The 17,211-nt window shown below is 39.0% G+C and carries 14 protein-coding genes; 4 read left to right on the forward strand and 10 right to left on the reverse strand.

Annotated features, from left to right (window positions below; all coding sequences use genetic code 11):
• Nucleotides 1-63: 63 nt before the first annotated feature.
• On the reverse strand, nt 64-825 hold the full coding sequence (locus tag AB669_RS09910) for a hypothetical protein (protein WP_156166723.1): 762 nt from the start codon (nt 823-825) through the stop codon (nt 64-66).
• Nucleotides 826-1,069: 244 nt separating this feature from the next.
• Here AB669_RS09910 and AB669_RS09915 point away from each other — a divergent pair, with 244 nt between their 5' ends.
• A complete protein-coding gene (locus AB669_RS09915) occupies nt 1,070-1,411 on the forward strand; it encodes a PadR family transcriptional regulator (protein WP_047799544.1) in 342 nt (113 codons plus the stop codon).
• Nucleotides 1,387-2,457, forward strand: a complete 1,071-nt coding sequence (locus AB669_RS09920; RefSeq protein ID WP_047799160.1) for a hypothetical protein — start codon at nt 1,387-1,389, stop codon at nt 2,455-2,457. The genes AB669_RS09915 and AB669_RS09920 overlap by 25 nt, the downstream gene beginning before the upstream one ends.
• A gap of 664 nt (nt 2,458-3,121) precedes the next feature.
• Here AB669_RS09920 and AB669_RS22155 read toward each other — a convergent pair.
• Entirely contained in the window at nt 3,122-3,352 is a 231-nt protein-coding gene (locus tag AB669_RS22155; protein ID WP_156166724.1) for a hypothetical protein, read from the reverse strand.
• A gap of 72 nt (nt 3,353-3,424) precedes the next feature.
• Here AB669_RS22155 and AB669_RS09925 point away from each other — a divergent pair, with 72 nt between their 5' ends.
• On the forward strand, nt 3,425-4,420 hold the full coding sequence (locus tag AB669_RS09925) for a phosphotransferase enzyme family protein (RefSeq protein ID WP_047799161.1): 996 nt from the start codon (nt 3,425-3,427) through the stop codon (nt 4,418-4,420).
• Nucleotides 4,421-4,503: 83 nt separating this feature from the next.
• On the opposite strand, the gene AB669_RS09930 is transcribed toward AB669_RS09925, so the two are convergent.
• Nucleotides 4,504-5,148 (reverse strand): hypothetical protein, encoded by a 645-nt coding sequence (locus tag AB669_RS09930; RefSeq protein ID WP_047799162.1) that lies wholly within the window; start codon nt 5,146-5,148, stop codon nt 4,504-4,506.
• Between the two features lie 350 nt (nt 5,149-5,498).
• Nucleotides 5,499-5,786 (reverse strand): hypothetical protein, encoded by a 288-nt coding sequence (locus AB669_RS09935; RefSeq protein WP_047799545.1) that lies wholly within the window; start codon nt 5,784-5,786, stop codon nt 5,499-5,501.
• 174 nt (nt 5,787-5,960) lie between these two features.
• On the opposite strand from AB669_RS09935, the gene AB669_RS09940 reads away from it, so the two are divergent.
• The gene (locus AB669_RS09940) at nt 5,961-7,034 is read left to right on the forward strand and encodes an aminotransferase class V-fold PLP-dependent enzyme (RefSeq protein WP_047799163.1); all 1,074 of its coding nucleotides are present in this window, start codon (nt 5,961-5,963) and stop codon (nt 7,032-7,034) included.
• A gap of 84 nt (nt 7,035-7,118) precedes the next feature.
• Here the strand turns inward: AB669_RS09940 and AB669_RS09945 are convergent, their stop codons facing one another.
• From AB669_RS09945 to AB669_RS09970, 6 genes are read right to left on the reverse strand one after another with little or no spacing between them, the layout of a single operon-like run.
• Nucleotides 7,119-7,649: a DUF3347 domain-containing protein gene (locus tag AB669_RS09945; RefSeq protein WP_047799164.1), complete on the reverse strand. Its 531-nt coding sequence runs from the start codon at nt 7,647-7,649 to the stop codon at nt 7,119-7,121.
• 2 nt (nt 7,650-7,651) lie between these two features.
• On the reverse strand, nt 7,652-10,099 hold the full coding sequence (locus AB669_RS09950) for a zinc-dependent metalloprotease (protein ID WP_082120646.1): 2,448 nt from the start codon (nt 10,097-10,099) through the stop codon (nt 7,652-7,654).
• Nucleotide 10,100: 1 nt separating this feature from the next.
• Entirely contained in the window at nt 10,101-11,531 is a 1,431-nt protein-coding gene (locus AB669_RS09955) for a RagB/SusD family nutrient uptake outer membrane protein (RefSeq protein WP_047799165.1), read from the reverse strand.
• A 4-nt stretch (nt 11,532-11,535) separates the two neighbouring features.
• On the reverse strand, nt 11,536-15,144 hold the full coding sequence (locus AB669_RS09960) for a SusC/RagA family TonB-linked outer membrane protein (protein ID WP_082120647.1): 3,609 nt from the start codon (nt 15,142-15,144) through the stop codon (nt 11,536-11,538).
• A 46-nt stretch (nt 15,145-15,190) separates the two neighbouring features.
• Nucleotides 15,191-16,336 carry a FecR family protein gene (locus AB669_RS09965; RefSeq protein ID WP_047799166.1) on the reverse strand — a complete coding sequence of 382 codons (1,146 nt, stop codon included), beginning with the start codon at nt 16,334-16,336 and terminating at the stop codon, nt 15,191-15,193.
• A 60-nt stretch (nt 16,337-16,396) separates the two neighbouring features.
• Nucleotides 16,397-16,999, reverse strand: a complete 603-nt coding sequence (locus AB669_RS09970; RefSeq protein ID WP_053058359.1) for an RNA polymerase sigma factor — start codon at nt 16,997-16,999, stop codon at nt 16,397-16,399.
• Nucleotides 17,000-17,211: the final 212 nt, after the last annotated feature.

The following is a 17,211-nucleotide window of genomic DNA, read 5'->3' on the forward strand; positions in this document are numbered from 1 at the left end:
ACTTATCTTTACAGTAGTTGCATTGTACCTTTTTTAAAGACATTTTCGAGTAAATATTACAACCTAGCGTGGAAGCAGCCAAGAGGATTTTCTTGTCCGTAGATCAAAATTAAAAACCCCACCTGTCATACCTACGTAAGCGACATCATTTTGTATAATTAATGAAGTAGGGTACCCATTTGAAAGCCATTCACTAACTTCGATGTTACTTATCTTAGTGAGTCTTTTAACCGACATCAGCCCAGACCGGCTAGCCACAATTAGATTTCCTTTTCTATCTAAATCAATGGCAAATGGTGCATACGGAAAATTCAATAATTCCCGGGCGTGCCATCCTTCATTGTCGAATGATAGCGATAATAACGTACCCTCATCAATATTTCTTGATACAATTCCGTGAATTGCTAAAAGGGTATCTTTTCGCCAGATAAACTGATTAACGTAATGGTTTGAAATCCTGTACCTACTGGTACCGTCTGAAGAAAACCAGTAGAGTCCGCCTCCAAATTCTCCGTTGTTAAAACCAACCAGATAGCCATTATTAACTTTCATAAAAGTCTTCATTCCACTCATGGTCATCTGGTCTGCTGTGCTTGCCCAATAAAATTCAAAAGGAAATACCTGGCTTATTTTGGTTTTCTGGTCCATTACAGCGATCTGATCATTTTGTCTGAACAGAAACGGTCTGTATCGGTTCTTGAGCAGGTCATTTTCTATGACTGATAGCAGCGGGTAACTTTTCCAATCCTTTATCAAAGCGGGTTCACTTTGCGCTGATGCAAAGAAAAAAAACAGCAAGAAACAAAGGCTTGTATATATTCTCATTATAGCTAATATAATAAAATGCTTACGTTTTCTAATTCTATTTGAATTTGGTTAGCCAGCAAAGCTAGAATTCATCGAACAGCCATCGTTAGAAGTAGCTTAAAAATAATCTTAAGTAATTGTTACCAACTTAAAAAGAACTTAGTCACTATCTTGGTGTAACCAGCTTTGATTATGATGGTCGCAACCCCAAAAGTTTTTGAAAAAAAATAGATAACATAGAACTTCTATGTATATTAGATCCATGATTGAAATAAATAAGGAATTAATGGCTGGCTCGCTAACACCAATTGTATTGCTAATATTGCGTAGGCAGGAAAGTTATGGCTATCAAATCATCCAGGAATTGAAAGATAAAACTGAGGGCGAATTAGCAGTAGCGGAAGGAACACTTTATCCTATTTTAAAAAAAATGGAGTCCAAGGATTGGATAAAAGGTGAATGGAAGAGAATTAATTCAGGACGAGAACGAAAATACTATACTTTGACCAAGAATGGACAAAAAGAATTAGACACACAATATACCCAACTTAACTTTATTAACGACTTAATCACCAAACTATGGAATCCTCAAACTTCACTTTAGATAAAGAAATAAAAAACTATGTAGATCTTATCAACGCACAGGGATCGTTGAATGAATCAGATAAAAAGGAATTGATAAGCCATCTTTTGGATTCTACAGAATTATTAGTTGGTTTGGGCTTGAATGAAGAAGAATCCTTCCTAATCGCATGTAAGCGCATAGGCAAAACTGATGTGTTGGCTACAGAATATGGTAAAGTGAATTTTTCTTTGCGTGCCAGTAAAATTTGGGTGTACCTTTTCACAGGTTTCAACCTTTTCTATTCTCTTCCCTCTTTAGTGATACTTCTGTTGAGTATATTATACTACAGCATCAATAGCGTATACAGTAACTCACTAACTGCGGTAACGATCATCACCTTTGTGAATTTATTATTATCTGCCGCTATATGTTGTATTGCAATATACAAACATCAGATTTCGTCATTTTTAGAGAACCAGGTTGAAAAGAAACCATTTCGATTAATTTTGATAACAAGTCTTCCACTAGCCATAAAATACTTCTCACTGAAAATCGCCCCACCGGCCGCAGCGGACATATCGCTATGGTTCCAGATCCGGGAGCTGCAAAGTTCTATAGCTGAATTCAGCCTAATTCTAGTTCCGATTAGTATTATAGCAGTTTTCATCATGATTATATTCAGCCTGGGCAAAGTTACCCACTCGACATTGGAATCAGTTTTCGGGCGTCCATCAGCATTGTTTCTCGTCTTATTCGGTACTCTGACAGAGCTATTTTCCGCATCTACTCGAGTACTTCGTGCAGATAACATTATATATAGTTCGATAATGTTTGGATTTGTTTACATGAGTGCCAGTTACCTCATTACCGTCCAGAATAGAACATCAAGTCTTAATAAGAATTTAGCAATTGCATTCTCTTTCGGGGTATTTGCAGAAGTATCGGTCGGAATCAGCGCAGATATCGATCGGGGTGGCAGCTATTTTACGTTATTCTTCACAGCAGCATTAATTCTTGGGGTGCTGTTAGGCAGGTCATTGGGGATTAGCTCTTCTAAACGTAAGGGTACGAAAGCGACGAATTAAATACATTTCATACCTAAAATCCCGGTAGGTAGAAATTTAGTTCATTGAAGATTAATCTCAAAAGATATTAATAAGATTCACTTAAAGTAAAGAATTACATTCTATCCCAAAAAATTGACCAATGGTATTCTAGCTTGAAAACACATCTGCAAAACAATCTGTGGGAGTAAACAAGATGATAACCTTTAAAGGTTAAGAAAGGAAAGTATTTATCTTTCACTTAACTAATCTCTGGTCGCATTTACCAATCTAAAAAATTAATAAAGGCTATGTACCTTTACATTGTTAACCGAGTTTAAACTGTCGTCAAAGGCATTCTCACTCCAAAATGTGGGTTTAGAAGCATTTAAACTGGGTGTTGTTTGGTTTTAACCAAATGAGAACCAAGTTAAACCCATGTTAAAACCAATTAAAAACCCTGTTAACTATTACCGTGGCATTGCCATCTGCAAAGACTTGAAATTTCAACCTTAAACGAAACATATAAAATCATCATTACCAATGCTGCTATTATCGACTTCCATTAAGTAACCAAGCTCGCTGATGGCTACCTCGAAAACCTTTCGGTATTGAAAAAGTGGAAACTTGATACCGAATACATAAAGCAAGCAAGTTTAAAATCTAAATATCCAAAACTAGATACTAAATCTAGTATAGACCTATATTACGAACAGATTACAAGGATAATTCCATATAACTTGAAGGTACTTTGTACGTGTCTCGAACGTGTCTGGAACGTGTCTGCTACGTCTTTAGTAATTCCCGACACGTTGCTGCCGAGTTCAGGGCAAATTATGACCATGTATGAGTTATAGTTTGTGGTCGAACCAAGGTCGAAGGAAAACAAAAGGAAACCAAAATCAATAGCAGGATAAGTTTCCAAAAACCTGAACATGTTCGAAAAAGCAATTTGTTGATACTAATCCTATCTAAAATGAATTACTAGCTAATTTCTTAACTTTATCACATGCAAATTTTCCCGGCACAATACTCAACACTTTCGGCAATTGCTTTACAGGGCTTTCTTTCAAAACAGTATAATCTGGGCCAAATCTCCTGTAAATTGCTCATGCATAATGTGAGCGACACCTATCTGTTGCATAGCGATTCTCAAAGATTTATATTTAAGATCTACCGTAGTGCTCACCGCAGTGCAGATGAAATCCGCGCAGAAGTGGAACTGCTCACAATACTTCAAAATAAAGGTGCAAGCGTTGCCTATCCCATCGCAAACATTGAAGGTAATATGCTGCAAGATTTCCAGGCTGCTGAAGGCATAAGATATGGTGTCCTATTTACTTTTGCTGAAGGAACACCGGTTTATGCACTCAATGACCAAGAACTTGCATTGCTGGGTAGAGAAATGGCAAAAGTGCATGAAATTACGACGACGATTGAACTCAACTATCCGCGACAACAATATAACCTGGAAAACATTTTTTATCGCCCTTTAAAGGTACTCAAGCCAGCATTTGAAGATATCCCAGACGAATATGAAGAACTGATTAAAATGGTCAACTTAATCGTTCAAAAGCTGGAGGTAGTTGATTGTACCGGTTTTAGCTACGGCTACTGCCAGTATGATTTTCTGCCCAAAAACTTTCACTTTGCAAGTAGCGACAAGCTCACCTTTTTTGATTTCGACTTCGCCGGGCAGGGCTATATCGCAAATGATATCGCCTCCTTTTATGTCCATTACTTTATCGAGGTAGTTTTGGGAAAGCTTACAAAAGCTGAGGCAGACCGCCAATTTGCTGTATTTGTTGAATCCTACCGAGAAGTGCGGCCTTTTAGCGATGAAGAATTGTCAACGGTAGCATATTTCGGCTTCGGATTTTGGGTATTCTATTTAGGCTTCCAGTATGAAAATTATGATGATTGGTCGAGCATGTTCTTTAATACCAGGTATTTAAAAGAGCGCGTTGGGGTGCTTAAAAAATGGATAGAGCAAGAGGTAAAATAAAATCTGTATAACAGACTGCTATCCCTGGTAAACAAAAAAGTCCCGCGTTTAGCGAGACTTAATCAATACCTGTTATATATATTTTACTTAGTCCGTTGCACCAAAGACTGAGTATTAGAAGTATTCTCCGGCATATCAATATTTGGCATTGGCAATTTGGCCAGGTTAACAGCAACTAACGATGAATTATCATTCTTTCTGGTAATTGATGAAATATCTTTAAGCGTAGTTGTTAAAATTTTAAGGGAACTAAAAAACCTGCGTTCGATGGTTTTAAGTTCTGCAGCATTAGCCTCTCCATTTAATAGCGCATAGTTTGCTTTTTCTGAAAACAGGAATTGTGCTTTATCTAAGTAAACTAATTTTTCTGTGATCTGTGATAAAACCTCATCAGATAATTGAAATCCTTTAATCGCGATCACCTTGTTATTGCAGATCGAAAAATCCAGACCATCAAATGTAAAATTTACAGTATTGCTGTGGTCAAAAATATATTCTGCTTTAGGCATCTGAGATAAGCTGAAGCCATTTTTTGCACTTGTCTTATTAAACTCACTTCTGCGACTTGCTAAACTTTCAATCATTTCAGCACCGTTAATTTTGTCGACATTGACGTTTAAATGAAGATCATTACGTTTCGATTTACCTATTTGAGCGTGAACAGTTGATAACGAAGTGAGCGTGAGAATAGAGACCGAAAAGAACGAAAAAAATGTAGCAGCTTTCATGTTTATTAATTTTCGACAAAGGTATGGAGAATACAACTAACAGAAAACTATATGTCTATCTAATATTACAAAATACGGACGATTTTGAAAAATAACTATTGATAAAAATCAACAATATGTATAATTACACATACAACATTAAACTAAAATTGATTTGGACCGGAATAAACCGCTTAACGATAGCTTAATATTTCCTAAATACTAAGTTGTTACACAACACAAATCCTGCTTCACAAGATCAAGAAATTAAATGATAATGATTAAGCTGACTTGCATGCAAAATAAAGATATAGCAAACCCTGCATCCTCAATTTTTGTAAGGATGGAGTTTAAATTATTTCAGCAATAAATTATTCAGCAGACCCTTGTAAAGTAGAATACCAATTGATTGGATGCGAGCGAAGATTCAAACCATCCCTTTCTATATGATAAAGGATAATGGGAATTGTAAAGTCGATATACCGCTCGATTTTCCTGGATAAGCTCCCGAGGAAATCCATACTTGATATACCATCTTTTAAATAAACGTAGATCACTGTTGGGGTTTTAAACTCAAAATGATCAATTTTTCCTGGCCACTCCGATTTAATGCGGTTAAGGAAATTAGGAATCTTTACGTATTCTTCATTCTTTTCCATATTCATAAAGTTTTAGGTACAATTAAATGTAAACAATTTTCAACTTTTCCCCTAGTGGCGCAGTTTAATGAACAAAATTTTTACACTTTACGCTTCCTGGATTTGTTAATCAAATTCTGACATAAATAAGAAAGACCTTTTATCTTAAATAGCTTAAATATTTTAATTTTGAAAATGGACTTTACATCACAATTCCCGATACTGAATAACTGCACTTATTTAAATACGGCTTATGCCGGTTTACTTTCTACTGAATTGGCGGCGTGGCGAAGAAACCACGATCAGCAGTTTGTAGAGATGGGGAGCAATTTCCGACTGGAGCATCATCTGGTGTTAGACGAAACCCGAAAGGAAGTTGCTCAGCTGTTTGGATCTGATCTCGCCAATACCTATCTGGTACAGAATTTTTCCATAGGATTTACTACGCTCTTAAATGGGCTGGATAAAACCCATCGTTTCCTGTTACTAAAAGAAGATTATCCCTCCGTTAATTACCCCATCAAAAGCAGTGGCTTTGCGTTTACTGAAGTTTCTATCGATGAACAGCTGGAAGAGCAGCTGCTAAGTCGTATTAAAGAATTCAAACCGACAGTGTTTGCTTTTAGTATCGTACAATATATCAGCGGAATCAGAATCAGTCCTTCGTTCATCAAAAAGCTCAAAACTGATTTTCCGGATTTATTAATTGTAGGTGATGCTACACAATTCATGGGCACAACAGTGTTCGACTTCAACACTTCTGGATTCGACGCCGTGTTAGGTAGCGGTTACAAATGGCTGATGGCAGGTTTTGGAAATGGATATGCATTACTCTCCAATCAAATGAAAGAGGAACTGTTTAACCAAAAAAAGAACGGCTATTTGCCCGATTCACCGTTTCTGGCAGGTAAAGATCATTTTCTTCTCACCTTTGAACCTGGTCATCAGGATACTTTAAATTTTGGATCGCTGAACCAAAGTTTGAAATACATCAACAGCATTGGCTTGCAGGCCATCTCGGATGCGGCGAAAAAAATAAGTGATCAGGCGCGGTTGGCCCTACACCAACGTGGTCTTATTTCCAATTCCTTATACACCAGGGAGTTTCAATCTACTATAATTAGTCTGGCCTTAAGTACCGGAACCGTTTCAAGGCTTGAAGAAGCAAAAATCCTCTGCTCTGCACGGGGCGCAGGTACTAGGTTCTCCTTTCACTTTTACAACACTGAAAACGATCTGGATAAACTTCTCGAGGTAATTGACAAATGATATTTGTCTATATTTAAGAAAAAAAAGCTGCAGGAAACATCCGTTATCCTGCAGCCATCATTAACTAACTAAAATTAAATCATTCTACTTTTCTGCAATGACTTCACCACAGGTAAGCATGTTTTTTGGATAGTAAGGATTTTCAATCTTTTTATCGTTACTTACCCAGGTTGTACCCATCATCGGACATTTTTGCTGATAAAGCGTGATATTTTCAGGTTTTATCTTGTCGATGATTGTCCATAGCTGCGCTGATAAAGTTTCCATATCTTTTCTTTGTTCGTTCAAGGAAGCAGATTCAGCAATGTGCTTTGCCAGCGCTTTTATGCTTTCTCTTGTTACAGTGGATGCATTCATTTCCTCGAGAGTTAATTTCTTAAACTTGAATTGCGAAAGAGCATCTGCAAAGCCTGCGGCATAAGCTGATGTTTTCTTCGCATCTGAAATAACCAGACTGTTTTTCATTCCCAGATAATTAGTCACGATCAGATTTTTTAGCGCCTCCCGCTTTTGAGCAAGCTCCGGGGTCGCTACTTCCTGTGCCGATGTTTTTACCTGCGCATCAACCGCAATAGCAGATGCGGCCAATAAAATGGCCAATGCATAGTGTTTCATATTTATGGATTAAGGGTTGTCTTTTTAAGAATTTTATCAATTTCTGTACGGATATCTTTAAAATGTACTTCATCGATCCCAGTGGTTTGAGGTAAAATTTCTTCTACCTTTCTTCTGATGGATTGGATGTGAGCAATCGCTTCCAGTCTTACATCGCTGCGCTGTGCACTGTTCATGGCTTTTCCATCTGCAACATCTTTCGGATTAATGAGCATACCAACTTTTTCAAGATAGGAACGCTGAAGGCTTCTGAGATACGTAGCCTGCATTGGGTCTGCAGCAGGCTTTTTCCACACTGTTGGCAAAACGTCGTTCAAAAACTCACTTACCAGATAAGGATTTGCCGAGGTGAGTGCTTTCTGACTCAGGTTGAATAACAAACCAGAACTTAGAAACATATTCAGAATCTGCGTTTGCTGATCTGAAATCTGCTCCATTGGCTTTAAATCAATCAGTTTCGAAATCTGGCTCGGATACAACCACAGCGGTGGTTCAAATAACTGCCGACCAACGTAGCCCACCACACTTTTTACTTTTTGCTTTGGAACTTCTACATAAACTACACCCTTCTCTTCCACACTTCTTTTCGTTACATAGCGGTTACCTATATTCTTCATCACATGATAAAGATATCGGACGTATTGCTTAACCACATCTTTATGCAATTCATCGAGATTATCGTACTGGTCGCCAGGTTCATTTGTCCACTCAATCAGGTGCGCTACCACCCTCTTCAGGTTTTTAATTCCATAGTCACTCGCCGCAACAGCATCATCTCCCAGGTCTTCCGACTGACTTCTTGGATCTTCATCCTTGCCTTCCCCACCAAACCACAATCTTGGGTTTTTAGTTAAAGTGTCGGTTGTAATTTTATTCAATATGCGGGCTTCTTCAAATTCATCTTTCCCGCCATCAAAGTACCGGTAGCCCCAGTTTATTGCCCATTTATCATAGGCACCAATCCTGGCATAAATTCCTGCAGGTGAAATATGATCCTCCGGCTGGGCCACATAGTTGAAACGTGCATAATCCATAATGGAAATGGTATGACCGTTCTTTTCCACCCATGCCTTGTCTCTCAACTTCTCAACAGGGGTTTGACTGCTGGCGCCCATATTATGCCTCAAACCAAGCGTATGGCCGATTTCGTGTGAAGAAACAAATCGAATCAACTGCCCCATCAGCTCATCATCAAACTGCATTTTACGCGCCCTTTCATCCAGCGGACCAGCTTGTACCATGTACCAGTTATGCACCAGCTTCATCACATTGTGGTACCAGCCTACGTGGCTTTCGATAATTTCTCCACTCCTCGGATCGCTGATCCTCGGGCCATAAGCATTAGGCGTTTCGGAGGCGTAATAGCGGATGACAGAGAAACGGGCATCTTCCAGACTCATGGTTGTATCTCCTACCGGCCATTCTTTCCCAATAATGGCATTTTTGAATCCTGCCTGCTCAAAAGCTTTTTGCCAGTCGTTTATACCCTTAATTAAGTAAGGACGCCATTTTTTTGGCGTTGCCGGATCAAGGTAATACACGATCTGATGCTGGGGCTCAACCAGGATGCCCTTGCGGTATTTGGCAAGGTCTTCTTTTTTAGGCTCCAAACGGTAGCGTTGCACCAGATATTTGGTTTGCGTGCGCTGAGCATCTTCATCAAACAAAATGTATTTGTTGGCAAAATAGCCTACCCTTTCGTCAGATAAGCGCTTTCTCATTGGGATTTTAGGCAGCAATACAAAGGAAGTATTTAAGCGAAGCGTAGTTGCACCGGTCAATGCGCCGACGGTGAAACCTGGTCCGGAAGTCGAATAGGTTTTCGTCGTTTTGATCTCTGCATTAATCGGATAGCAGGAAATGCGTTCGATAAACGAGCGGTCGTCAGCAAGTCCGCCCAGCTTTTTAGATGATTTTTCGTCGGCTGGAATGGAAACAACAAGATTATCCTTTTTGAAAAAGTCAGTTACATCAATAACATATGCTCCGGTAGCCGGATTTTTTGCTTTAATATCGAAACTGGCAATAATCGGACTCTCCTCCGACTGCAATACCGCCTGATAAATCGGGGCATCTGGATTTTTCGTTTCCTGGCGGTAAACAACCCCTTTCAAAAAGAGGTTGTTATTGTTTCCTTTTTGAAAATAAAGGGTTTGCTCATTTACTTTCTCTCCGCCGAAATTACCAAAACCTTGAGGCGTAGTTACGTATCTGGTAACAGCCAGTAAATAACGCCCCAGTAAACTATCAGGCACTTCAAAAAACCACTTCTGGTCAACCCGTGTCACGTTAAACAGTCCTTTTTGTGCCAGCGCAGTTGCAGGGATTATTTTGCTATACTCCACAGGAACTTTCTTGGTCACACTGTCAGTTTTAGCAACAGGCTTTTGTCCGAATGCAGTGAATGAGAGCGCAATCAGGGCCGGTAAAATAATGGGTTTAATGGTCATGTTAAAATGGTAGCTTTTCGTCGGTATTTAAGGTTAGGTTTGGATTCTTTTTAAGCACATTTAAAGGAAACGGGATCACATACAACCTCGAATTAGGCAGTAGCGTATAGGTTTGCTGAGGAACGGTTTTATTTACTACAGGATATACACGAACTACTGTCTTTGCATATTCCGGTTCTGTATTTAATCGCTTAAGATCAAAGAATCGGTTAAAACCAAGCACCATCTCTTTTCTGCGCTCGTTGATAATGATTTCCATGGTCTCTTTTCTCGTTGCAGGAACAGGCAGATTAATGGTGCCCGAAAGAATACGTTTCTGTCTTAGCGTATTTACTACGGCCATTGCACCGGCTAAATCATTTTCGCGGGCTAAACATTCGGCCTGCATTAAATAAACTTCAGTGGTTTTTAAGCCAACAGTCGGATAAAAGAAACGTGTATACGCAATGCTGTAATAAGCAGCATTTGATCCAATGTCCAGAAAACTTGCACTCGTAGTATTGAAGAACATATTGAAACGTGCGTCGTTTGTTCCGAACAATGCCCTAAGCTCAGGACTAATCAACCAGGTATATCCGAAATTGGTTTCATTGTAACCTTGCATATACATGTAGCTTAACACCTCAGGATTATTCGGTGCGACAATAGGTGTCACTGTTGGTCCACCCTGCGTAGTGGTGTATTTCACCAGATCAAAAATCTGGTTATTGTAGGAAAGCGATTTTTCGCAAGCGGCTTTGGCTTGTGCAATTTCTCTTTTAAATAAATGAATCTTTGCCTTCAGCGCCCATGCAAAAGCAAGGGAAGGATGATACGGATCCAGTGTCTTTTCCTGCAGATAAGGAATGGCCTCATCTATATCTTTTTGTATAAAATCGTATACCTGAGCAACGGTTGATTTGGTAGGTTGTGCCTCCAGATCATATTTATCCATAATGCAGATACCTCCATCGGTAGCAGCTGTGGCCGGATTGTAAGCTTTTGCGTAAACATTTACTAAAAGAAAATGATCGAAAGCCCGTAAAGCTTTAGCTTCAGCCTTAGCCAAAGCCTTAACATTGTCATCCCCTTTGCTCGCATCTACAGAGGAAATAATGGTATTCCAACGGTTAATATAAACATAGGCACGTTCGTAAAAATTAGAACTGGTGATCATTGAAACACGATCAATGTTTTCATTGAAACTGAAATGAACCGTATTGATGTTGGGGGTGATACCTATAAAATTGGATTCCTTCATCCACATATCATCCACTAAATATTGGAAATTCGAAATGAGATATGCTCTGTTTGGGTAAGAAACCAGCTCATAATAGTCCTGGGCCGTTTCTACAATTTGAGATCCTCTTGGGGTGATATCCGTAAATTTTTTACATCCCGAAATCGAAAATACGATTAAAAAAGATGCAATGATTGCTATATTTTTTTTCATGATGTTAAAAAGTTAAATTGATACCCATTACAAATGATTTCGGATTTTGCAAGGTCCGTGTGCCTGAATTCAAAGAATAAGATTCCGGATCAATATCATCACCTGCAGCACTTGCATACCATAAATTGTTAACCTGTGCGGTAAACTTAGCCGATGGAATATTTAATCGCTTAAGAACCTGCTTCGGCATATTATATCCTAATGAAATTGACCTGAGTTTCACATAATCAGCCTTCACCACATTCACATCAGCTTTTTGCCACATGGTTGAGATGTTAGACGCCCTATTCAGCATCGTCTCTGCATAATCAACATATAGCCTTGGCAATTCAGGAGTAACCCCGTTTTTATACCGTTGTGTGATATCCAGATCAGAAATATCATTGGATCCCAAAGGGGTAACATCTTTTCTCATCACGTTACCGCCAGAAAAAACAAATAGTGCGTTTAAATCGAAATTCTTATAAGATATACGTTGAGAAAAAGATCCATTATAGGTAGGTATCAGCGTTCCCATGTTCACCAAAGCAGCATAATTATTGATGTCTTTGCTTGTTGAAACAAGCGGATTACCGCTCGCATCAAATTCCAGGTTAGCTTTACCGTTCTCATCTAAGAAGTATGGATAACCATTAATCATACCTCCGTAACGATAAGCATATAAGGTGTTGTAATCTGATCCTTCAGTGTAGTATGTTGATGGAGAGGTGGTGTAATTACTTGCAGTAGAAAGCGCTCTATTCACTCTGCCGATTTTACTTTTATTAAATCCTATCACAAATGTTGAACTCAGAATAAAATCTTTCGACTTAAGCCAGTCGCCATTTACCGTAAATTCAACACCTTTGTTTCTAAGTATTCCGTTATTTATAACCAAGGAAGCAGTACCAACAGTAGGATCGAGGTCCGTTGTAACCATCAAATCTGTACTTTTCCTGTCATAATAGTCAATAGTACCACGTAAACGGTTTCCCAAAACCGCTAAGTCTAAACCTAAATTATAGGTTTCAGTTTTCTCCCACCTTAATTTAGGATTTGGTAAACCAACAATATTTAGATATTGAAGTGATGGAAATAACGTATCGTTCACTCTTCTAGCCGTTAGAAACTTAGTTGTTTCAGTATTTTGATTTCCGTTTACACCATATGTAGCACGAACTTTAAGCAGGTTTATCCATTCTAAAGATTGAACAAACTTCTCGTTGCTTGCATTCCAACCTAAACCAACTGACCAAAGAGGTCTATTTTTGAATTCCGGGTCAGCGCCGAAAAAATCTGCCTGATCAATCCTGAAACTTCCGGTAACATTGTAACGGTTTAAGTAGGTATATGATGCATTTGAATAGTAGGAAAGGTACCGATGTTTGGTTTCCTGGAACGAACGTGCAGCTATACCCAACGTTCTGTTTCCGCCGAATATATAACTCGGCAAACCCGTTTGACTAACAGATTGATTATTAATGATCGTCGAAGTCAGCGTAACAGGATCATATCCGTATCTGATGTCACTCATTCCGATAGGTAAAAAAGTCTGACGCATTTCCGTTCCCGCAATTGCCGCAATGGAGTGCTTATTACTAAAAGATTTATCGTAGCTTAACTGATTTCTAAATGTATAGGAATTACGTTGCTGCATACCCTGGCTAATTCTTCCGCCAGTTGGCAAACCATATGTATATACATTTGTAGATGGAGTATAGCCCACCAATGCGTTGTATGCCGCACGCATTTTATAAGAGTTTACATCATAAATCTGTTCTGTTTTGGTCGTACCCATTTCATATTGAACCTGACTGGAGAAATTTAATCCCTCCATTATTTTCGCGTTAATATCTGCAAATGCCCTTAATGAAACTGTATTGGCATTGGAAATTCCCTCATTCAATGATTCTAAAATATTGAACCGGTAGGATTTATATTGTGGTGTGTTAACCAATGCGCCAGCAACCGCCCCATTAATCACTGAGCCTGCTATACCATCTGGAAGATTTACATAATTAGCATAAACTAAACTACCATCTGCATTAACAATAGAGGCATATCTTGGTGATATGTTAAGATAATTACTATAGTCAGAATCAGTTGATCGATTAGTTGAGTATGAACCATTAAATCCAATACTAGATGTTAACCACTTTTTGATATTATAGGTGTTTTTAAAATACAATGTCAGCTTTTGATTGTTGTTGCCGATAACGCGTTCAGCGGAGCGATCATAATTAACCGAAGCGAATGTGTTAGATTTCGAACTTGCTGAACTTAATGATAGGTTGTAGCGTTGACGGAAAGCATTTTGCCAAACATGATCACGGTATTGCTCATAATAATCAGCATTTTTGAAATTAGTCAGTTGCTGGTTGAACTGATCAGTGGTAATTTTATTGGCATCTTTATCGCGAAATAACTGATAAAGCGGACTATAGTATCTGATGCTTCCATTTGCTACAGTTCCGTAAGCTGCAAACATCGTTTCAGTATTTGCATATTTACCTCGTTCTCGATTGTACACATCGGTTTCGAAATCTACAATATCAGCAGTTGAAGCATAGTGCATGCTACCAAAAGTTGGTTTCGTATCAATAAAAAAATCAGTATTTAAAGATATCTTCAGCGGGTTGTTACCTTTCTTAGTAGTTAATACAATTACGCCATTTGTCGATCTTGAACCATAAATCGATGCTGCAGCACCATCTTTCAAAACCGTTACTGATTCGATATCATATGGATTAATATCTTCCAAAGCGGTTTCGGAAGGCAATCCATCGATGACTACGAGAGGTGCATTGGACCCTGAACTTACTGAAAATGTAGCTTGCCCTCTTAGCACTGGTTGATCTGCATCACCACGGAGAAATGGATTTTTATTATAAACTAAACCAGCAACACGACCTTCTAATGCACTTAATATATCGACGTTAATGTTTTCGTTTAATTTTTTGTTATCAATAATTGCTGCTGCACCTGTTGAACGTTCTTTACTAATTGTTTGAAATCCATTAACAACAACATCAGCTAATAATGATGAATTCGGTTTTAAACGTACTGTTAAAATATTTGATGCATCTGCTTTTCCTACCTTTTGGGTCTCAGCTAAATACCCAATATAATTAACATCCAGCGTATTAAACTCATTGGTTAAGTTTATATTAAAGTGGCCATTCCCATCGGTCATCGTATACCGTGTGGTTCCTTTCAATTTCACCGAAGCCCCAGGAAGCGCCCCCCCTAAGCTGTCAGTTACCATGCCATGCAATGTGTATTCCTCCTGTTTCTCACTAATTGCTTTCAAAACGATTGTCCGTCCATTGCTGATTTCATATGTAAAATCCTGGCCTTTGGTCACGGCATCCATCAAAATGCGAATGTCGGGTGTAGTTAAAGTAATCGTAATAGGTTTGGCTTTTTTAACAAGCGCTGCATCATAAACGAATTCATACGATGTTTTCTGAGAAATCTGAGCAATCACCGTATTGAGCGGTGCCTGGAAAAACTTATACTGGTTGTTTTGCGCCTTCACATTCAGCGAAAAAAATAACAGTAAACAGCCTAATGCCGACCAGTTCAATAAATTACTCCGTCCCGTCCGGACGAAGCGAAAGTAATGGTTTGTCATAAAAATAAGTTTGGTTGGTTGTTAATTGACGACGACAGGTATAAGCTTACTCTTTAAAAACAATCTTGTTTCCTTTTAAATCAAATTCCAGATCAGTTGCCTTTGAAATCATGTTCAGCACCTCATCAATATCCGCCTGACGGGATATCCTGATGTAAAGGTTTTTCTTAGGCATTGACTGAGGATCCACATCTACATTGTACCATCTGGCAAGTTTCTGCATCACTACCGATACGGGAACGTCATTGAACAGGAATTCCCCTTGTGTCCAGGCGTTGAAATCTTCAGCTGCTACGTCTTTTAGCGTTAAGTGTCCATAGGCAGAAAGTACCTGCTGATTAGGCTTCAAAATCACCTCTTTGCCGTAGGCATTGGAGAAATTAACACTTCCTTCTAACAAGGTTGTTTCCACTCCATCGTTTTCAGGATAGTTACTCACGTTAAATTGTGTGCCCAACACCTTCACCTCGTTGCCGCCTACAGTTACGATAAATGGTTTCTGCGGATCTTTGGCCACCCTGAAGAAAGCCTCACCATCGACATACACCCTTCTTTCGGCTCCACGGAAGCCCGTAGGAAAAGTAAGTTTTGAGCCAGCATTAAGCATTACCATTGAGCCGTCGCTCAGCGTAACCTTGTACTCACCGCCTCTTGGAGTTGTAATGGTGTTCAGCCTGGAAGCACTTGCCGAATCCGCATCTACAGCCATGTAGACAATAGTCCCATCAGCCTTTGTACTTACAGTAACGCCACCATGCTGATAGATAACCCCTGCCTTTTTAACACCCAGTGTGTCCAGCTTTTCACCAACACTCAAAAATGCCCTGGCAGATCCAGGGATCACCTGAGGTGCCGACGATAAAAGATTGGCAAACCACAGTCCCGCAGCAATAACCACCAATACCGCAGCCGCAATTTTCATGAAATTGCCGGCCCTGATCAGTTTTAAAACCGGATGCTGAGGTTTTGCAAAAAGTTTATGGTTCAATTCGCTTTGGATAAGCGCCAGCCGTGGGCTATCCTCCTGGTTGAAGTCGTCTCCAGACTTGTCGAATTCTGCTTTAATTAAACTTTCAAGTTCAGATTGATCTGCATGCTCAAAGTAACGGAAAAGCTGTTCCAGCTCATCTGCGTTGCTTTCATTCGCAATAAATCGTTCAAACAATTGTTTTCTTAAAGGGCTTTTTTCCATCGTTGTCAATATATAATATGCACGAGATGGACAAACACACTATTCGCACTTGATTTTTTTTTATTTTTTTAAATAGGCCGCAATGCAAAGCATAATAAATTCTTTTGAATGGAAGAATACATACCTTTTAATATACTTTGTGGCGCTAACCAGTTGATTACTTACTGTAGAAGCACTGAGCGACATGATTTCCGCAGCTTCCTGATAACTTTTACCTTCTATTTTACATAGCTTGAATATCTCCTTGCGTTGTGCAGGAAGCTTTTCGATGGCCTGATTAAGCAGTTCAACACGTTCTTTGTTAAAAAGGTAGTCTTCAGTTTGTTCGTAAAATTCGGCAAAAGTTTCAAGCAGATAGCGCTGCATTTTCACATCCAGGGCAACGCGCCTGTAGTAGGCATAAATGGTATTCTGGGCAATTGTAAAAATCCAGGCGGCAAACGATCTCGATAAATCTATTTCTTCCCGCTTCAGCCAAACCTTCAAAAAAACGTCCTGCATCAACTCATCTACCACTTCAGTAATTTTCACCATGCGCTGCATTTTGGGCAGAAGCAACTTACTGTACTTCGCATAAATAAAATCGAAACCCTCCCTTTTACCTTCTTTAAGGTATTCGAGATATTTCAATTCATCATTATGGTTGGGGTAGTCAGGGGACATTTTGTCAAAGCTACAAATTAAGCACTTAAAAGTGAAGATTTTAACATCCTGGAATATGCTTTTGCTGTCTCACTTGCTGGAAACAGGCAACGTGTAACGATTGGGAATTTAACGGTACTAGAGCTGAATATCACTATTTCCGGCTTAAAAGTAAAAAAGCCCTTCAATCCTGAAAGGGCTTTTTTATAGTCGTCTATCCCTATATAAGTAGG

The organism is Pedobacter sp. BMA, from assembly GCF_001027745.1.
Classification (GTDB): domain Bacteria; phylum Bacteroidota; class Bacteroidia; order Sphingobacteriales; family Sphingobacteriaceae; genus Pedobacter.